The organism is Arthrobacter sp. U41 (genome assembly GCF_001750145.1).
GTDB lineage: Bacteria > Actinomycetota > Actinomycetes > Actinomycetales > Micrococcaceae > Arthrobacter.
Map to the genome: position 1 here is coordinate 529,787 of NZ_CP015732.1, position 17,843 is coordinate 547,629.

The following is a 17,843-nucleotide window of genomic DNA, read 5'->3' on the forward strand; positions in this document are numbered from 1 at the left end:
GCACCGGCGACCGCACCCCGGGGCTATGCGCCTCCGCGGGTGGAGTCGGTGGCGTCCAGGCCCGGGCCGGCGGCCAGGTTCCTCGTGGCCGGCCCCTGGATAACGGTGCCGTCAGTGCTGAAACGTGAGCCGTGACACGGGCAGTCCCACGTCACGTCCGACGGATTGAACTCCACGGTGCAGCCAAGGTGCGTGCAGATGGCCGAGACCGCTTGGACGTCCCCCGCGGGACTGACGTAGATGGCAGTTGCAGCCCCTTTGACGTCCACCACCTTCCCCTCTCCCGGAGCTACCTCCAGGGCTACCTCCCGCGGCGCCGCAAGCGGAGCCGCAGCGGGCGGAGCGGCACCGTCGTCGCCCGGCACCCCCTCCGTCCGGCGCGCCGCCACCGCACGCGTTGCACGGGCGCTTCTGGTGCTGTCGAAAACTGCGGCCCACGGGTTATCGCTGCCGCACAGCCTGTCGCGGAGGATCAGGGCAGCGGCAGTGCCATTGGTGAGGCCCCATTTTCGCAGGCCGGTGATCACGTGGACATGCCGGGACTCCGGAGCCATAAGGCCTACGTAGGGAAGCCCGTCCGCAGGCATGGCATCCTGGGTGGACCAGCGGAAGGCGATCTCCCCGGCGCCCAGGCGGTCACGGACAAAAGCCGCGAGCCGCTGGTACCGTTCGGCGGAATCAACGCTTTCGGTGGCCCGGTGTCCTTCACCGCCGGCCAGCACGTAGCTGGTGTCCTCGACGTCGACGGTCAAGATGGAGCGCATCGGCTCATCAACGCTGACGAAGGTTGCGTCCAGCGGAGGAACTGCGCTGCGGCCGGCGACGATATACGAGCGGTGCGCGTAGCATCGCTCGGCGAAGAGTCCGTTGTCTCCGATCGGCAGGTTCGTCGCGACAATGATGTCCTTCGCCCGGACGGATCCCCGCCCTGTATCCACCACGGCCGGAGCGCCGTCCCGGAAACCCGTCGCAGGTGACTCCTCAAAGACGAAGCTGCCATCCCCGTTCACGGCCCGGGCCAGGCCCTGCACGTACCTGAGCGCGTGGATCTGAGCCTGGCCGTCGAAACGGACGGCGCCCGTGACCGCGAAGGGCAGCGGTACGTCTCTCGTGAAGGACGCCGGCAGCCCCAGCCATCCGGCCAGCGCCGCTTCCTCCCGGACCAGCGCAAGCGCAGACCCGGATTCGGCATAGGTGTAATTGGCAACCCGCCGGAAGCCGCAGTCGATTCCCTCCGCCGCCACGACGCCCGCAATGTGTTCAATTGCTGCCTCGTTGGCCTGCCCGTAGGTGGCGGCGGTGCCGGCGCCGTGGCGGGCCGCAAGTTCGGAGTAGGCAAGCCGGTGCAGGGAGGTGACCTTGCCCGTCGTGTTCCCGGTGACGCCGGTGCCCACCCGCGCCGCCTCCAGCACGGCCACCGTCTTGCCCGCCCTTTTCAGGGCCAGCGCGGCAGTCAGCCCTGCGATGCCGCCGCCAATCACGGCAACGTCCACGTCCAGGCACGCGTCGAGGGACGCGTATGTGGCGGCTCCGCCGGTGGCGGTCCAGAGGGAAAGGAGTCGTCCTGCCGGCTGTTCATTCACGGTCCCGACCTCCACGCGCTGGGTTTCCTCTGCCGTCGGGCGCGTTCTCCCGGCGTTGCTGGCTCAGCTGCCGCAGAATCAGGGCCCGGCGGTCTTCGCCGCCTTCGCGGCGGCCTTGCTTGCCTGCTTGCTGGCCCGCACCTTGCTCAGCGACTCCGGATCCACAATGTCAGCGACGGACAGGAAGGCGTTCTCCTGGCCATAGTGGCCGGCGGCCTCTCGCCAGCCTTCAGCTTGGAGTCCACACTGCTTTCCGAGCAGCGCCAGGAAGATCTTCGCCTTTTGCTCGCCGAATCCCGGCAACGCCTTGAGCCGGCGCAGCACCTCCTGCCCGTCGGGCTCCCCCTGAGTCCAGATGGCAGAAGCGTCGCCGTTCCAGTCACGGTGCACCGTTTCGGCAAGGGCCTGGACGCGGCCGGCCATGGATCCGGGGAACCGGTGGACGGCAGGGCGTTCTTTGAACACCTCGACGAACGCTTGCGGATCGTATCCGGCGATCATGGAGGGGTCCATGGATCCGATGCGCGTACGGATCTTTTCGGGACCGGCAAAGGCCGATTCCATGGTCACCTGCTGGTCGAGCAGCATGCCGGTGAGCAGCGCAAACGCGTCATCGCCGAGTAGTTTGTCCGCCGCGGGATCCCCTGTGATGTGCAGTTCCATGCGTCCTATCCTGCCACCCGGTACGGTCAGCGTCACGCGCTTAGCCGGGCTAGCCGAGCTGCCGGGTGATCTCCGCGGCCCGGGTGGACGCGGCTCGGGCGCCCTCGGCAATGATCGCGGGCAGGCCGCGCGCGTCAAAGCTGGCGATGGCGCGTTCGGTGGTGCCGTTGGGGCTGGTGACGGCCTTGCGCAGCGCCGCCGGATCCGCGCCCGGCTCAGCCAGCATGAGGCCCGCGCCGGCGACGGTTTCGCGGGCAATCAGCCGCGACAGCTCAGGGTCCAGTCCCAGTTCGACGCCGGCGTCCGCCATCGCTTCGGCCAGGTAGAACGCGTAGGCCGGGCCGGAGCCGCTGATCGCGGACAGCGCGTCGACCTGGTGCTCGGGGATCTCGACGACGGTGCCCGCGGATGCCAGGACGTCCTTGGCCAGCTGGAGCTGCGCCGGGGAGCAGTGCGTGCCCGGTGACACGGAAATGACGCCCCGGCCCAGCTGCGCCGGGGTGTTGGGCATACTCCGGATCACGGGCTGGCCGGCCGGCAGCGCCGATTCCAGCTGCTCCAGCGACACCGCGGCTGCGACGCTGATGACGATCGTGTCCGGCGCCAGCGAATCGCCGATTTCACGGGCCAGGTCCGCGATCCCTATGGGCTTGACGCCCAGGATCACGACGTCGGCGCCGGTGGCCGCCTGCTTGTTGTTCTCCGGCTCTTCCTCTCCGGCGATGGCCGTGATGCCATGGTGCCTCTTGGCGAGTTCGTCGGCCCGTGCGGCGCGGCGGACCGTGGCGACGATATCCGCCGGGTCGGTGCCGCCCGCGATCAGGCCGCCCATGATGGCCTCGTTCATTGATCCACAGCCCAGGAATGCGATTCGGTTACTCATGCCCCCATCATTGCAGTCCGGCCCGATTCACAGCCAGCTCACATCCCGGGGTCAGGGTCTTCACAAACTCCGTGAGTAGCGTGGTGGTTACCCCATTGAGGGTGCGAGTGATGCGGCAGGCATGCGGATGTCTGCTCCGGCACCGGTGGTCTGCAGCGGGTTTTCCCCCATTTTCCCGCAGCGGACCGCCGGTGCCTTCGCCGTTAACGGGCGCCTCCCGCTCCGGAGGACGCCACCGGGCCCGGCCCGGCACCGGGCTCTGCGGCTGGTGCGCCGGGCGGCACTCCGGCTGTCCCGCCGGCGCGGACCGCTGTGCACGGCGCTGATCGCGGCCTGCAGCTGGTACGGCCCGGGCCGGTTCCGCCGCAGACAATGACGCACCAGCCCCTGGCCTTCCGCGATCAGGGCGCGGTCCCACAGGCGGCCCAGCCTGATCGCCTCCCGGCAAAGGTCATCCCGGATCAGGGGCCCGCCGGAGCTGGAGCTGTAGCCCTCGTTGAAGATGAGGTACACCACCGCGAGCACCGGCGGCAGGCGTGCCGGAAGTTCCGCCCCGCGCGGGCACCCGGTACGGAATCCGGGCATCCCGGATCTTCGCCTTGGCCCGGACCAGGCGCTGGGCCATGGTGGTTTCCGGCACCAGGAAGGCGTGGGCGGTTTCCGCCGTCGTGAGTCCGCCGAGCAGCCGCAGCGTCAGGGCCACCTGGACGTCGGCGGCCAGGGCGGGGTGGCAGCAGGTGAAAATCAGCCGCAGCCGGTCATCGTCCACCGCGCCCTCCCGGGAGAGTTCCGTGATCACGTGTTCCTCGGGCGTCCGCACTGCCGGGGAATTAACCGCCTGCAGCCAGGCAGCCTTGAGCTGTTTGTCCTCGCGCCCGCCCTCCCGGCGCAACCGGTCGATCGCCCGGTTCCGGGCCGCGGTGATGATCCAGCCGGGGGGCTGGGCGGGATCCCGGTGGAGGGCCAGTGCTGGACGGCGAGGGAAAAGGCCTCCTGGACGGCATCCTCGGCGGCGTCGATATCCCCCAGCACTCGCGTCAGCACGGCGACAGCGCGCCCGTATTCCTGCCGGAAGACACCGGCGATGTCCGCCTCCGACGCCGGTACCGGCGCCGGCGCGGCGGGCGCTTCTTCGCGGACCATTCCCGGTACTGCCTAGTGCTGGATGGGCCGCACTTCGATGGGAAGGGTCGTGGCGCGGGCCAGTTTGCCGGCCCAGCCCAGTGCGGCGTCCAGGTCCTCCGCCTCGATGACGGTGAACCCGCCGAGATGCTCCTTGGTCTCGGCGAAGGGACCGTCCGTAATGAGCACTTCGGTGCCCTGCGCCCGCACGACAGTGGCGGTGTCGGTGGGATGCAGACCGGCGCCAAACACCCAGGCGCCGGCGTCCTGCATTTCACGGTTCAGGGCGTCGACGTCCCGCATGATGGGCTCAAGAAATTCCGGGTCCGGTGCGGGGCCGACGGGCTGGTAAACGCTGAGCAGATACTGTGCCATTGCTGCTGCCCTCCTTGACGAACCGGCCGGCTCCCTGCCGGCCTCTCACCTATTAGACGAACGGCCTGCGTCCGGATCGACATCCCCGGCCTACATCAGGCCATCCCGGTCTCGGCCCTATGCCTGGCAGCGGGCCGGCACGACATCAGGCCCGCGTGGAGTCACCGGACGTCGGCGGGCCAGCCAGCGCTACCTCGGCCGCCCCCGGCGCCTCCGCGTCGGGTGACTGCGGCTCGGCGGGGTGGTCGGTCTGGGTCACGTGCGGTGCGGGCTGCAGCGGACCCTCAAAGACCAGCTGATCCAGCCGGCGGAGGATCAGCCCTTCACGGAGCGCCCAGGGGCAGATCTCCAGGCTCGGAAACTCAAACATTTCGAGGGCGGCCTCGGCCACCAGGGCCCCTGCCAGCAGTTGGGGGGCGCGGGCTTCGGAGACACCGGGAAGGTTCAGCCGGTCCTCCACCTCCATGGCGGAGATGCGCTGCGCCCAGAGGCCCAGGTCCGTGGCGAACAGCTCGCGTTTGACGTAGGGGCCGGCGCCGCTGGGCGCTGCCCCGGCGATCCGTGCCAGCGAGCGGAAAGTCTTGGAGGTGCCCGCCACGTGGTTCGCCTTGCCGAGCCTCGCGAAGTCGCGCACGACGGGCTTGAGCGTGGCCCGGATATAGCGGCGAAGGTCTTTGACACTCTTGGCCGAGGGCGGATCCTCCTGCAGCCAGTCCCGGGTGAGCCGGCTCGCTCCCAGCGGGACGGACGTCGCGAGTTCGGGGAGTTCATCCTCGCCGTAGGCCATTTCGAAGGAACCGCCGCCGATGTCCAGGTTCAGCACGGGCCCGGCGCCCCAGCCGTACCAGCGGCGCACGGCGAAGAACGTCATCGACGCTTCCTCGCTGCCGGTCAGTTCCCGCAGCGTCACGGTGGTCTCATGCTTGACGCGGGCCAGGACAGCGGCCCCGTTGGTGGCCTCGCGGATCGCGGAGGTACAGAACGCCAGCAGGTCATCGGCTTTGTGCTTGGCCGCGAAATCCCACGCTTCGAGGACGAACTCGATCAGCTCATGCTGCCCGGCGTCGTTGATGCTGCCGTCGCTCTCGAGGAACTGCACCAGGGACAGCGGGCGCTTGTGCGAGGCAAAGGGCACGGGGCGCGCGCCAGGGTGGGCATCCACGAGCAGGAGGTGGACGGTGTTTGATCCAATATCGAGGACGCCAAGACGCATAGTGCCATTATTCCCCGGGCACCGCGGCCCGCCTAACGGACCGGCCGCGCCCCGGCTGTCGGCTCAGGGCGGGCCGTCCTGGCTGGGGCCTTATCCCAGACTTGTCCCTGTTGCGTCCGGCCGCCTGGCCGGGGTGTTATCCCTCGTGGGGCCGGCTGTCCGCGGGTCAGGTCTTAGCCCTCGCGGGGCGGACCGTCCTGGCCGCCGGTCTCGTCGTCCTCGTCAGCGGGCTTGAAGTCGCGGCGGATGTTCGCAACGCCTTCCGGATCGATTTCGAAACCGAACGCTGCGCCGGGATTGATGACCATGCCGAGCTCATCGCCGAGGTTGCCGAGGATCGCGGCGCCCTGGGTGCCGAGCACGTTGGGTGCGGCCGCCAGATACTGCTCGGTGACACGGTTCGGGTGGGAGAACACGGCCAGCACGGGCTTCCCGGAGGAGTTGGCCAGCACCAGCGGCTCGACCTGTGAGTCGGCTCCTTCGAGCGGGTCGGAGCTGACAATGTAGACCTCGTTGTTGAGGAAGGCGAGGATGACGTCAACGGGGTTGGCGTCCGGCTCCTCCCCCCGGGCAAGCTTCTCTTCGAGGTCATTCAGCGGCTGGAGGTCCAAGTGATCGGGCTGTTCAGTCATGTTCCTACTCGATCACGTTGCGCCCGGGTCCGCAAACGCGAAATCGCCGGAAGCCTTCGAATCCCCCGGAAAACTTCCAGCGAACCCGCACGCTTCCGGCGACCCCGGTGTGGCTGAGCTACTTCTTGGCGGCGGCCTTGCGGGCCGGGGCCTTCCGGGCCGTGGTCGTGCGCTTGACCGGGCCCCTGGCGCGCTTTTCCGCGAGGAGTTCCACGGCCTGCTCCCGGGTGAGCTCCTCCAGCGCGGTGGAGCGCGGCACGGTGATGTTGGTGACGCCGTCGGTGATGTACGGGCCGAAGCGGCCTTCCTTCACCACAATGTTTTTCTCCGAGACCGGGTCCGGGCCGAACTCCGCCAGCGGCGGGACGGCGGCGCGGGCGCCGCGCTGCTTCGGCTGGGAGTAGATCTCCAGCGCCTGCTCCAGCGTGATCGTGAAGATTTCCTCTTCGGAGCCGATGGACCGGGAGTCCGTGCCCTTTTTCAGGTACGGTCCGAAGCGGCCGTTCTGCACCGTGATCGGGTTGCCCTCGGCGTCCTGGCCGAGCACCCGGGGCAGGCTCATGAGCTGCAGGGCCTCGTCCAGGGTTATGGTGTCCACGCTCATGGAGGCGAACAGCGACCCGGTGCGGGGCTTGGCCTTCACGGGCTTCTTCGGCGGCTTGGGCTTGCCGTTCTTGTAGTACTCCACCGGCTGGTTGGCGAGCTGTTCCTCGGTCATTTCCGGAATGATCTCGGTGACATAGGCGCCGTAGCGGCCGTTCTTGGCCACGACGGTGTGCCCGGTGTGCGGGTCCTCCCCGAGCACCCGCTCTTCGGGCGCAGCGGTTTCCATCAGCTCTACAGCCTTGGCCGCGGTCAGCTCATCCGGGGCCAGGTCCTCGGGGACGTTGGCGCGGGCGGCCTCCACCACTTCGCCGGTCTTCGGATCGACCGTCGGGACGGAGCTTTCCAGGTACGGGCCGAACTTCCCGACGCGCAGCGTGATGCCTTCGGTGATCGGAATGGAGTTGATTTCGCGGGCGTCGATCTCGCCGAGGTTGTTGACGATGCTCAACAGGCCGGGCTCGGAATCCTCGCCGTAGTAGAAGTGCTTGAGCCAGGCGGGTCCCTCAGCCTGGCCGTTGGCGATCTTGTCGAGGTCCGCTTCCATGTCGGCGGTGAACTCGTAGTCCACGTAGTCGTGGAAGTGCTGCTCCAGCAGCCGGATCACGGAGAACGCGATCCAGCTCGGGACCAGCGCCGAGCCCTGCTTCCGGACGTAGCCGCGGTCCTGGATGGTGGAGATGGTGGAGGCGTAGGTGGAGGGGCGGCCGATGCCCTTCTTTTCCAGCTCGGCGGTCAGCGACGCTTCGGTGAAGCGCGGCGGCGGGGAGGTGTCGTGTCCGACGGCGGCGATCTCCGAGGCGGTGAGCGCGTCGTCCTTGGCCACGTTGGGCAGCCGGCGGGCTTCCTCGGACTCGTCGTCGCCGCGGCTTTCATCCTTGCCTTCCTCGTAGGCGGCGAGGAAGCCGGGGAAGGTGATGACGGTGCCGGAGGCCGAGAACTCGGCGTCGCGGCCGTCGGCTGCGACCGCGCCAAGGCGGATCGTGGCGGTGGAGCCCTTGGCATCGGCCATCTGCGAGGCGACGGTGCGCTTCCAGATCAGCTCGTAGAGGCGGAACTCGTCGCCGGAGAGCTGCTTGGCGACCTGGGCCGGGGTGCGGAAGGAGTCGCCGGCGGGACGGATGGCCTCGTGGGCCTCCTGCGCGTTGGCTGCCTTGCCGCTGTAGACACGCGGGGAACCGGGGACGTATTCCGGGCCGTACAGCTCGGAAGCCTGGCGCCGGGCGGCCGTGACGGCCTCGTTGCTCAGCGCGGAGGAGTCCGTACGCATATAGGTGATGTAGCCGTTTTCGTACAGCCGCTGGGCCACCTGCATGGTGCTCTTGGAGGAGAAGCGCAGCTTGCGGCCCGCTTCCTGCTGCAGCGTCGAGGTGGTGAACGGTGCGGCCGGGCGGCGCGTGTAGGGCTTGGTGTCGACGGAGCGGACGCGGAAATCGGCGTCCTGCAGTCCGGCGGCGAGGGAGGTGGCGAGTTCCTCGTTCAGGTGCACGGCGTTGCGGGAGGTGAGCTCACCGCTGTCGTTGAAGTCCCGGCCGCTGGCGACCTTTGCGCCGTCGACCATGGCCAGTTTGGCCTTGAAGGAACCGGATCCGGCGCCGAACTGGCCGGTCAGGTCCCAGTAGGAGGCCGACTTGAAGGCCATCCGCTCACGCTCGCGGTCCACCACCATACGGGTCACCACGGACTGCACGCGGCCGGCGGAGAGGCCGCGGGCGACCTTGCGCCACAGCACCGGGGAGATTTCATACCCGTAGATGCGGTCCAGCACACGGCGGGTTTCCTGCGCGTCCACCAGGTCCTGGTCCACGTCGCGCAGGTTGTCCATGGCTCGGTGGATGGCTTCCTTGGTGATTTCACCGAAGGTCATCCGGTAGACCGGCACCTTGGGCTTGAGCACTTCCAGCAGGTGCCACGCGATGGCCTCGCCCTCGCGGTCCCCATCGGTTGCGAGATAAAGAGCGTCGGCGTCTTTGAGCTGGGCCTTGAGTTCGGCGACCTTTTTCTTCTTGTCCGGGGACACCACGTAGTACGGCTTGAAGTCGTTGTCGATGTCGACGGCGAACTTGCCCACCGAGGTCTTCTTCAGTTCCGCCGGCAGTTCCGAGGGCTGGGGAAGGTCCCGGATGTGACCAACGGAGGCCTCCACAATGAAGCCCTCGCCGAGGTACTTGGCGATGGTCTTGCTCTTGGCCGGAGACTCGACAATCACGAGTTTCTTACCGGTTTTGGCCTTACTTGGCACGGTGCTCCTACAGAAAAAGGTTGCTCGGGCAGATGCGCCCATACCCGCCTAGTTCACCATATTTTGCGGATTACCGCGCATTCAGCCTGAAACGACGGGCTCCCGGACACGACTTCCGGACGTAATGTACCCCCGCGCCCCGGGCCTCCTCCCGGCGCAGCGGGGACGGCCCGGGAAGCTGTCAGGCGGCGCCGCCGGCGGGGTTCGCCGGAGCCTTTCCGCGGTCATCCGGGATCATCGACCACATGGTCGCCATCCGCTCCGCGCCTTCGGGGACGTGGTCCGGGTCCTCCAGTTCGTAGTCCCGCAGCAGCTCGAAGAGCCGGTTGTTCAACTCCGCACGCTGGTCCGGCGTCAGGTACAGCAGATTGCTGGCCAGCACCACGGAGGAGGGGCCGTCGACGGCCTCGCCGCGCTGGCGACGCTCGTCGCGGGTCCTGGCGTAGGCGTTGACGCGCCGGCGGTAGGCGTCCAGTTCGAGATCCAGCACGGCGAATTCGGGACTTGCCACTCCCCCGCCGGAGTTGATGGTGAAGTCGGTGCCCGCGGCTTTCCAGCGGCGTTCCCTGGCGTCCCCGGCGGTGGGGGCCGGCACCACAATGCCCCATTTCTGCAGGGCACGCAGGTGGTAGCTCATGGCGCTTGGCGTCAGGCCGGTCTGCGCCGCGAGTTCGGTGGCGGTCCGGCTGACCTGGCTGGAATACAGTTCCGAAATGACTTCCAGCCGGGCGGCGTGGGCCAGTGCCCGGATCGCCTTCGGGTCAGTGATTTCCACTTTCTTTTCCGGGCGCTGCCGGCGTTTGCTGGCCGGAGGTGCCGGCTGCTCCTCCGCTGGGGTTTCTGTATTCACCCCTCCAGTCTACCGAGCAGCGCCAAACTATGAAAGGAATGCTTGACACTGCATTCCGCCACAGAGTACCTTGCTGATTATGAAACGGGTCTTTCATAACCAGCCAGGTGTCTCCGGGCCCGTGCAGCCCCTCTGGCGCAACCGGGACTTCGCCCTGGCCGGCAGCGCCCGCTTCATCGCCACCGCCGGCATGGGTGCCGTCATCATCAGCGTCATGCTGCACCTGCAGAACCTGGCCTCCGCCGGCCAGACGGCGGTTGCCGGGCCCTGGCTCGTGGCGGCCTATCTGGTCTGCTCGGCGCTCCCGCTGGTCCTGCTGGCCCCGTGGGCCGGTCGACTGGCGGACACCCGGGATTCACGGACGCTGACGACGGCGTCGTCCCTGGTCAGTGCCGCGGCAGTCGCCGGCATGGGCCTGGGGATGCAGTTTCTGGACAACTACCTTCCGGTGCTGTTTGCCATGACCTTCCTCCTGGATTCCGCCCAGGCCGTGGCCGGGCCGACCTGGCAGGCCCTGCTCCCCAGAATCGTGGGCGAGGAACGGACACCGCGGGCGCTGGGCACCATGCAGGCCACCATCATGATCGCCGGCATGGTGGGCCCGGCAGCCGGCGGCCTGCTCAGCGGCTGGGGCGGATCCGGCCTCGTGTTTGCCGTCGCCAGCGGGTGCTACCTGGCGATGGCCGGGGGCGCTCTGCTGATCCGGACCCGCCGCGGCACGGCCGCCGAACGGGCCGGCAAGGAAAGTCCTGCGCTGCTGGACGGACTGCGCCTGATCCGGCGGGACGGCCTGGTCTGGGCGCTGGTCCTGGGTGCGCTGTTTTTCATCACCGTCGGCGAGGCGACCAATGTCCTGGAAGTGTTCCTGGCCCGCGACGAGCTCGGCGCCACCGAAACGCAGTACGGTCTGCTGGCCGCGTCGTTTGGTCTTGGCATGGCCTCGGGGGCGGCGCTGGCGGGCCGGATCAGGACCGCTCCAACCCGGCTGCGGATGCTGCTGGCCTCGATGGCCCTGACCTCGGCCTTCCTGGGGATCATGGCTTTCGTGCCGAGTATGGAACTTTTGTTCGTGGCCTACACCGCGATGGGGGCCGCCTGCGGTGTGCTGAACGCGTGTTTCGGGGCCATTGCGATCGTGCGGATTCCGGAAAGCGGCCGCGGCCAGGCGATGGCGATCATCGGCGGAATGACCCGGGCCGTCTCCATCGGGGCGCTCGCGCTGGGCGGACTGCTCGGCGCCCTGTTGCCGATCCGGATGAGCTTCCTGCTCGCCGGACTGGGCGGGGTTCTGGCCGCCGTGGCCGTCGCCGCGTATGTCCTGCCCCGTTTCGGCAGCGAGGGCGCGGCAGGCCCAGCGGTTCCGGCGGCGTCTGCCCCGCCGGTGTGGGGCGCACCGGCCGTCTCGCCCGCGGCCGTCTCGCCCGCGGCGGCCGCGTCAGGCGGGCAGCAGGAACCCGTCGCGGACCAGGTTGCCCACCTCGGTGAGCACCCCGCCGCGGAAGGCCTCGGCGTCCCAGTCCTGGCCCCCGCCCAGCAGCGCCTCGAGGGCGCCGATGATCTGCCCGACGGACAGGTCGCCGTCGCACGCTGAGACGAAGCCGGCCAGCTCGGTGCTCAGCAGGTTGGTGCGGCGGAGGCCGGCGCCCTGGCGCAACAGGATAACGCCGGGGTGTTCGGCTCCGGGGCGCTGGTGCCGTTCCTCGGTGACATCCTCGGCCACCAGCAGGTGCGCGGCCGCCAGGTCGTGGGCGGCCAGCCAGTCGGCGCGTTCCACGGCGGCGCCCAGGTGCGGGCCGACGGGCTGCTCGATCGGGTAGGTGATCTCCTCGAAGCGCCGCACCACCGGGGTGGCCCCTTCGGCGGGCCTCCGCAGCCAGATCATCCCGAAGCCGATCGCCTCGACGCTGCGGGAGGCGAAGTCGTCCAGATAGGCGGCGTACGAGTCCTGGTAAAGCCGCCGGTCCCGGGCCTCGGAGGCGTCCTGCAGCCAGGTTTCGGCGTACTGTTCCGGGCTGACCTGCTCGCGCTGGATGAACCAGACGTCCGCGTCCGGGCCCGCCCAGCTTTGCGGGCGTTCGTCCCAGCCTCCGCCGGCCGGGATCTCCCAGTTGCCCAGCAGCTGGGCTGTTCCGGCTGGGGCGAGGACCGAGGGAAGGGCCCGGACCAGCGCGGCGACGATCTCATCGCCCGGCAGGCCGCCGTCGCGGTAGGTGAACTGGTCCGCGGCGGCCTCCCCCGGGCTGCGCGGCGTGATCACGAACGGCGGGTTGGAGACCACCAGGTCAAACTCCTCACCTGCCACCGGGTCGAGCAGGGAGCCCTGGCGCAGGCTCACCCGGGCCTCCAGGTCGGAGGGGTCCAGATGCAGCTGGCCGGCATTGAGCAGCAGGTTGAAGCGGGTGAACGCCAGGGCACGGGCGGAGATATCCGTGGCGGTCACATGCTCGGCGTGGTGCAGCAGGTGGAAGCTCTGGATGCCGCAGCCGGTGCCGAGGTCCAGCGCGCGGGCCACGTGGCGGCGGGCGGTGACCTGCACCAGGGTGGTGGATGCCTGCCCGATCCCGAGCACGTGGTCGTGGCGCAGCACACCGGGGCGCTGATGGGCGGCGAGGTCGCTGGCGACCCAGAGCTCCGCGCCGCCGCTGCTGACAGCGTCATCCCCGGGGGTTCCGTCCCAGCCGTAGGGCCGAAGATCCACTTTCGCCTGGATCAGGCCCTCCGCGGACGGCTCCACGAGGCCCAGTTCCAGCAGGCCGGCGGTGCGAATGCCGGGCAGGGCGGCGTCGAGGGTTGCGGCGGGCTGCGGTTCGGGCAGCAGCCAGAAGCGGACGACGGCGGCGAGCGCCGCCGTCGTCGGCTCCCCGAGGCGGGCTGCCTCGGTAACGATCAGCGCGGGGACGAGCTGGTCACGGCTCAGGGCGCTGTGCGCGGCTGCACCGAGCAGCCCGGCCACGCCGTCCACGGTGTAGCCGATGCCGCGCAGGTCCGCCGCCAGGGAGTCGAGCAGGCCGGGCAGGTCGCTGCGCGGGGCATCGGGGGTATTGCCGGCCGTGAAGTGCGTTGAGGAAGTCACCGGACAAGTTTAGTCCCGGCCCCGGCGGCGGGGGGCCGCTAGAGGTGCTTCGCGGCGTAGATCCCCAGGGCGTCACGGACGAAGGCCGCCCCGGCCTCGCCGCCGTAGTTCGCGGCAAAGCGCGCATCGGCCACGTACATCTCGCCGAGCCCGGTGAGGTATCCCTTCAGGCCGCCGGGCCCGCCGGCGGGCCCCGACGCGGGTGTGCCGGGAATTCCGGTGAGCCATTCAACCTGCCGCCGGGCCAGCTCCTGCGCCTCGGCGCTGTCGGCCGCGGCCCCCGACTCCGCTGCGGCGATCCAGTCGCTGCCCAGCTGCCGGGAGCGCTCCTTCCAGGCGGCCTTCTCCCCGGCGCCCATCCCGCGCCACCAGGAGTCGCTCGTCGCGTACGCATCCTTGCCCCAGCGCTCCTCGACCTCGTCCTTGTACTGCGTGTGGTCAAAGCCGTCGAAAATCTTCTCCGCCATGATCGGCCCTCCTTCTTCCAGTGCTTCAATCGTCCGCCGGACCGAGGCGATCTGCCGCGCGAGCCGGTCCTGTTCCTGCCGCAGCCAGTCCAGGTGGCGGGCCAGCGCCTGGGCGGCATCGGGCTGGTGGTCGAGGACCTCGGCGATGGCCGCGAGTCCCAGCCCGAGGTCCCGCAGGAGCAGGATGCGCTGCAGCCGGACGAGCGAGGCCTGGCTGTAGAACCGGTAGCCGTTCTCGCCCGTCCGGCTGGGCTTGAGCAGTCCGATCTCGTCGTAGTGGCGCAGCGTCCGGCTTGTGGTCCCGGCGATTCTGGCGATCTGTTGCACTGACCATTTCACCTGGCTGCCCCTTTCCGCTCCGGCGCCGGCCTCGGGCCGGTGATCCGATGCTAGGGCTTGACGCTACGTCAAGGTCAAGGATGGTCCGCCGGAGGGGCCCCCGGCAGGTCCGCGGGGCGTTCAGGGCGGCCGGGGAATCAACCGGACACCGGCAACGGCGGTAAGTTGGAGGCATGCTCTTCCTTCTCCCCGGCCCCCGCCGTCCCCGGTCTATTGGGCACGCCGGCCGGTCGTTCGGCCGCGCGTCCCGATTGTTCGGCCGCGCCGGGCTCGGCGTTGCGGCGGGCGCCGCCGTCGTCCTGGCAGCGGCAGCTTGCTCACCGGCCGGTTCCATCGAGTCGGCCGATGTGCCGGCGTGGAAGGCCACGGCGCTTCCCTCGGCCGACGGGATAGTGCTCGAGGACGCGGGAAAAATCCTCAACCGGGATCCGATCGCCAAGACCGCCACCGGGATCGGCGCGGGCTCCTATGTCCTGACCGTCAGCTGCGACGGCGGCGGCAAGGCCTTCTTCGAGGTCTCCCTCGACGGCACCCGGCTGACCGAGGCCGGCGCGGCCTGCAACGGCAGCCGCGAGACGGCGCGGATCAGGGTCCCCGCCGCCGGAACGCTCCAGATCAGCGCCTCAAGCGTAGATGCCCCGCTCATTTACGGGTACCAGTTGGTGCCCGCGGAGTAGCACCCGCACTCCGACACGGCCGGGACGCCGGACTTGTGCCCAATGCCCCGCCGCTAGGCTCGGTGCATGTCTGCTACTGGGGGAACGCACCGGACGGCCCGAACTGCACTGCTACTGGCAGTGGCCGCCGCTGCCGCGGCACTGGCCGGGTGCGAATACGCCGACGACGTCGGATCCTCACCGGCTGCGTCCGGCCCTCCCGCCCGGTCGTACCCGGCCAGGGCGCCGTTGCCCACCCGGGACCCGGACCTTGTCGCCGCCGAAACCCGCAATCTGCTGGAGCTCGGGGCCGTCCTCGACGACTCAGCGGGCGGGCAGCTGTTCGGCGGATCGGGCGGAATCGGCGACACCAGCAGCGGAGGATTCAGGTTCTCGGGCGTGGTCACACGGGCCGGCCAGTACAAGGTCACGGCGGCCTGCGTTGGGGCGCCGGATGCGCACCTGTCGGTCATCCAGCGCCCGCCAGGGCGGCACGCTTCTTGAGCGCAGCATCGACTGCGGCAGCGCGGCGGAAGCGCTGGTGGACCTGGTGCCCGGGACTGTTTCGGCTCATCTCATCCGGTATGGCGGCGTCGTCCCAGGGCCCGGAACCGGTGCTGTCGCAGGCGTCCGGATCAGCTTCGACGAGCCGGGGCAGTAGCTGGCGGCGCGACGCTTCGTTTGCGCGCCGCCAGGCTCTGGCGCCCGGGCAAGGTCGGGGTTAAAGTCAGGACATGCCCACTGTTCCGGTGCCGAGCGTGCCCCGGACTCGCACAGCAACCGCAACTGCCGTGCGGCTCTTCCTGACGCTGGCGATGGTTATGGCGCTGGCTGGCTGCGCCTACGAGTATGATGACGGTTTTGCCAGCGGCACGGCGTCCGCGTCCTCCCCGGCGTTCACCGACGCTGCCCTGCCGCGGGATCCTGCGACGCGGCGGCCCGTCTCCGGGGCGGAGCTGGATGCGTGGGTGGAGCTGGTGCTCCCCGCCACCGAGAGCCAGGTGTTCCACAGCAACTACGGCACCCTGGGATCGGATGAGGAACGGGAAGAGACAACCGCGAAACTGCCCGAGGGCAGCTACGCCTTAACCATCGCCTGCCGGAGCCCGCGGCGGGTCTCATTCACCATCAGCCACAGGAACACGGAGCTGGTGGACCTGAACCTGCGTTGCGGAAGCTCACGGGTGAACGTGGTGTATCTGCCCGCCGGCGCAGTGCTCACCATCCAAGTGGAAGCGAACGCCGGCGCCAACTTCGCCTACCGGGTGAGCCGGATCTAAGGCCCCGTCGGTCGGCGAACCCGAATGGCGGGGCTTCAGGGCGCAGGCTTCAGGGATTCAGGGATTCAGGGCGCAGGGTTTCAGGCCGCGCAGCCGTCCGGGCAGCGGAGCGTCTCCGGGCGGGCGGCGCAGTCCGAGCAGTAGAGCGTGAGCGTCCGGCAGGACTCGTTGGAGCAGTTCTCAAACTTGCTGGTGGGCGCCGAGCAGCGCACACATTCGCCGATGGTTTTCGCGTCCCCGCTGAATTCAAGGTGCATGCGCTTGTCGAACACGTAGAGGGAGCCCTCCCAGAGGCCACGGTCCTTGAAGGTTTCGCCGTAGCGGACGATCCCGCCGTCGAGCTGGTAGACCTCCTTGAAACCGCGGTTCACCATGAGGCTGGAGAGCACTTCGCAGCGGATTCCGCCGGTGCAGTAGGTCACGACGGGTTTGTCCTTGAGCGCGTCGTACTTGCCGGACTCGAGTTCCTTGATGAAGTCGTGGGTGGTGGCGACGTCGGGCACGACCGCGTCCTTGAATTTGCCGATCTGGGCCTCGAAGCCGTTGCGTCCGTCGAAGAAGACGACCTCCTCACCGGATGCCTTCCGCGCTTCCACAAGCCGGTGGAGTTCCTCTGGCTGGAGGTGCGTGCCGCCGCCGACGACGCCGTTGGCGTCGACCTTGAGCTCTCCCGGGGCACCGAAGGAGACGATCTCGTCGCGGACTTTGACGCTCAGCCTGGGGAAGTCGGCAGCCCCGCCGTCGGACCACTTCACGTCGATGCCGTGGAAGCCCTTGTATTCGCGGGTGGTCTTCACGTACTGCTTGACGGCGATCAGCTCGCCGCCGACGGTCGCATTGATGCCGTCCTTCGAGATGATAATGCGGCCGGTCAGGCCCAGCTTCTCGCAGAGTGCGCGCTGCCAGAGCCGGATGGCGTCCGGGTCCGCAAGAGGGGTAAAGCCGTAAAAGAGCACAATTCTGTTCAAAGCCACGTTTTAAGGGTACTGGGTCGACTGAAAGCCCGGTGCCGCCGGGGTGGCCGTCGGCGCTGTGCGCGCGGGTGCCGCGGCCCCGACGAGGCGGGATGCATCCGCCGGGGCGATCCGGTCACAATTGCGTAAGCACGGCCTGTTCCCTGACCCGGCCCCTGTTGCTTGTGGCGGGGCTGGAATACGCTCATCACATGAGTCTTGAGGCCATGGTTGCAGACACCACGCATCTGCTGGAAATCTGGGTCACCGGCTGGGCCGGCTGCCGGGGATATGAGACACGCCGGGAGGGCCGGTTCCCTGCGGCTTTCAGGGCTGACACAACCCGCGAGTGGGAATATTTCGCCCATGACCCCTCCGATGCGGAGTTCGCGGCGCTGGCCGCTACCACTGCTGAGGTCCCCGCCCGGATCCTCACGATCCTCACCAATGACGTTGCCCGGTACTCCTTCCTCGCCCAGCAGCACGGGCTCAATGTCACGTCAGCCTCGCAGACCATGATGATCGTGGACATGGAGACCCAGGACTCGGAGGACCCCTGGCTTCCGGATGATGATCTCCGGTGGGTGCAGTCCCGATCGGACGGGGTCCACCATGCCGTGGTCTACGCCGGGGACGAGGTGGCGGCGAGCGGGCGCGTGTTTGTGGCGGACCACACCGCGGTCTTCGACAAGATCGTCACCGAGCCCGCATACCAGCGCCGGGGCCTGGGCAGCTTCATCATGAGGGCCCTCGCCGCCGAGGCTTTCGAGCACGACGTCGAAAACGGCCTTCTGCTCGCGTCGCTCGACGGGCAGAAGTTGTACTCGCATCTCGGCTGGTCGGCGGTCTGCCATGTGCTGATGCTCTCCACCTCGGACGAGGGATCGGACCTGTCCGTGGGCTGAGGCC

17 protein-coding genes and 1 pseudogene are annotated in these 17,843 nt (G+C 68.9%); 5 read left to right on the forward strand and 13 right to left on the reverse strand.

The window, feature by feature from the left end:
• Positions 1 to 23 precede the first annotated feature (23 nt).
• From ASPU41_RS02540 to ASPU41_RS02580, 10 genes are all read right to left on the reverse strand, one after another.
• A complete protein-coding gene (locus tag ASPU41_RS02540; RefSeq protein ID WP_069952422.1) occupies positions 24 to 1,583 on the reverse strand; it encodes an FAD-dependent oxidoreductase in 1,560 nt (519 codons plus the stop codon).
• Positions 1,584 to 1,661: 78 nt separating this feature from the next.
• Positions 1,662 to 2,246, reverse strand: a complete 585-nt coding sequence (locus ASPU41_RS02545; protein WP_069949589.1) for an HhH-GPD-type base excision DNA repair protein — start codon at positions 2,244 to 2,246, stop codon at positions 1,662 to 1,664.
• A gap of 49 nt (positions 2,247 to 2,295) precedes the next feature.
• Complete coding sequence (gene proC, locus ASPU41_RS02550; protein WP_069949590.1) at positions 2,296 to 3,129, reverse strand: pyrroline-5-carboxylate reductase; 834 nt, start codon at positions 3,127 to 3,129, stop codon at positions 2,296 to 2,298.
• 87 nt (positions 3,130 to 3,216) lie between these two features.
• Positions 3,217 to 3,654, reverse strand: coding sequence for a DUF6596 domain-containing protein (locus ASPU41_RS23835; protein WP_331712779.1), 438 nt, complete (start codon positions 3,652 to 3,654; stop codon positions 3,217 to 3,219).
• Positions 3,581 to 4,021 (reverse strand): sigma factor-like helix-turn-helix DNA-binding protein, encoded by a 441-nt coding sequence (locus ASPU41_RS23215; RefSeq protein ID WP_069949591.1) that lies wholly within the window; start codon positions 4,019 to 4,021, stop codon positions 3,581 to 3,583. The genes ASPU41_RS23835 and ASPU41_RS23215 overlap by 74 nt, the downstream gene beginning before the upstream one ends.
• Positions 4,022 to 4,284: 263 nt before the next feature.
• Positions 4,285 to 4,626 (reverse strand): YciI family protein, encoded by a 342-nt coding sequence (locus tag ASPU41_RS02560; RefSeq protein ID WP_069949592.1) that lies wholly within the window; start codon positions 4,624 to 4,626, stop codon positions 4,285 to 4,287.
• 145 nt (positions 4,627 to 4,771) lie between these two features.
• Entirely contained in the window at positions 4,772 to 5,839 is a 1,068-nt protein-coding gene (locus ASPU41_RS02565; RefSeq protein WP_069949593.1) for a Ppx/GppA phosphatase family protein, read from the reverse strand.
• Between the two features lie 173 nt (positions 5,840 to 6,012).
• Positions 6,013 to 6,471, reverse strand: coding sequence for an SseB family protein (locus tag ASPU41_RS02570; protein WP_069949594.1), 459 nt, complete (start codon positions 6,469 to 6,471; stop codon positions 6,013 to 6,015).
• Between the two features lie 118 nt (positions 6,472 to 6,589).
• Entirely contained in the window at positions 6,590 to 9,316 is a 2,727-nt protein-coding gene (gene topA, locus ASPU41_RS02575; protein WP_069949595.1) for a type I DNA topoisomerase, read from the reverse strand.
• A gap of 181 nt (positions 9,317 to 9,497) precedes the next feature.
• Positions 9,498 to 10,166, reverse strand: coding sequence for an ArsR/SmtB family transcription factor (locus tag ASPU41_RS02580; protein WP_069949596.1), 669 nt, complete (start codon positions 10,164 to 10,166; stop codon positions 9,498 to 9,500).
• Positions 10,167 to 10,380: 214 nt separating this feature from the next.
• On the opposite strand from ASPU41_RS02580, the pseudogene ASPU41_RS21895 reads away from it, so the two are divergent.
• Positions 10,381 to 11,454: pseudogene (locus ASPU41_RS21895) on the forward strand (MFS transporter); the annotation flags it as partial.
• 147 nt (positions 11,455 to 11,601) lie between these two features.
• Here ASPU41_RS21895 and ASPU41_RS23220 read toward each other — a convergent pair.
• Complete coding sequence (locus ASPU41_RS23220) at positions 11,602 to 13,239, reverse strand: DUF7059 domain-containing protein (RefSeq protein WP_069949597.1); 1,638 nt, start codon at positions 13,237 to 13,239, stop codon at positions 11,602 to 11,604.
• A gap of 38 nt (positions 13,240 to 13,277) precedes the next feature.
• Positions 13,278 to 14,045: a MerR family transcriptional regulator gene (locus ASPU41_RS02590; protein WP_069949598.1), complete on the reverse strand. Its 768-nt coding sequence runs from the start codon at positions 14,043 to 14,045 to the stop codon at positions 13,278 to 13,280.
• 173 nt (positions 14,046 to 14,218) lie between these two features.
• On the opposite strand from ASPU41_RS02590, the gene ASPU41_RS02595 reads away from it, so the two are divergent.
• From ASPU41_RS02595 to ASPU41_RS02605, 3 genes are all read left to right on the forward strand, one after another.
• Positions 14,219 to 14,722, forward strand: coding sequence for a hypothetical protein (locus tag ASPU41_RS02595; protein WP_157356908.1), 504 nt, complete (start codon positions 14,219 to 14,221; stop codon positions 14,720 to 14,722).
• Positions 14,723 to 14,788: 66 nt separating this feature from the next.
• Positions 14,789 to 15,205, forward strand: coding sequence for a hypothetical protein (locus ASPU41_RS02600; RefSeq protein ID WP_157356909.1), 417 nt, complete (start codon positions 14,789 to 14,791; stop codon positions 15,203 to 15,205).
• Between the two features lie 230 nt (positions 15,206 to 15,435).
• Positions 15,436 to 15,981 carry a hypothetical protein gene (locus tag ASPU41_RS02605; RefSeq protein ID WP_069949600.1) on the forward strand — a complete coding sequence of 182 codons (546 nt, stop codon included), beginning with the start codon at positions 15,436 to 15,438 and terminating at the stop codon, positions 15,979 to 15,981.
• A gap of 80 nt (positions 15,982 to 16,061) precedes the next feature.
• Here the strand turns inward: ASPU41_RS02605 and trhO are convergent, their stop codons facing one another.
• Positions 16,062 to 16,955 (reverse strand): oxygen-dependent tRNA uridine(34) hydroxylase TrhO, encoded by an 894-nt coding sequence (gene trhO / locus ASPU41_RS02610; protein WP_069949601.1) that lies wholly within the window; start codon positions 16,953 to 16,955, stop codon positions 16,062 to 16,064.
• Between the two features lie 191 nt (positions 16,956 to 17,146).
• On the opposite strand from trhO, the gene ASPU41_RS02615 reads away from it, so the two are divergent.
• Positions 17,147 to 17,839, forward strand: a complete 693-nt coding sequence (locus ASPU41_RS02615; protein ID WP_069949602.1) for a GNAT family N-acetyltransferase — start codon at positions 17,147 to 17,149, stop codon at positions 17,837 to 17,839.
• The last annotated feature ends 4 nt before the right edge of the window (positions 17,840 to 17,843 follow it).

Bases quoted from the DNA above. Each gene is read 5' to 3' on its own strand.
- ASPU41_RS02545 (WP_069949589.1), bottom strand. From the start codon at position 2,246: ATGGAACTGCACATCACAGGGGATCCCGCGGCGGACAAACTACTCGGC.
- proC (WP_069949590.1), bottom strand. From the start codon at position 3,129: ATGAGTAACCGAATCGCATTCCTGGGCTGTGGATCAATGAACGAGGCC.
- ASPU41_RS02560 (WP_069949592.1), bottom strand. From the start codon at position 4,626: ATGGCACAGTATCTGCTCAGCGTTTACCAGCCCGTCGGCCCCGCACCG.
- ASPU41_RS02565 (WP_069949593.1), bottom strand. From the start codon at position 5,839: ATGCGTCTTGGCGTCCTCGATATTGGATCAAACACCGTCCACCTCCTG.
- ASPU41_RS02570 (WP_069949594.1), bottom strand. From the start codon at position 6,471: ATGACTGAACAGCCCGATCACTTGGACCTCCAGCCGCTGAATGACCTC.
- ASPU41_RS02595 (WP_157356908.1), top strand. From the start codon at position 14,219: ATGCTCTTCCTTCTCCCCGGCCCCCGCCGTCCCCGGTCTATTGGGCAC.
- ASPU41_RS02600 (WP_157356909.1), top strand. From the start codon at position 14,789: ATGTCTGCTACTGGGGGAACGCACCGGACGGCCCGAACTGCACTGCTA.
- ASPU41_RS02605 (WP_069949600.1), top strand. From the start codon at position 15,436: ATGCCCACTGTTCCGGTGCCGAGCGTGCCCCGGACTCGCACAGCAACC.
- ASPU41_RS02615 (WP_069949602.1), top strand. From the start codon at position 17,147: ATGAGTCTTGAGGCCATGGTTGCAGACACCACGCATCTGCTGGAAATC.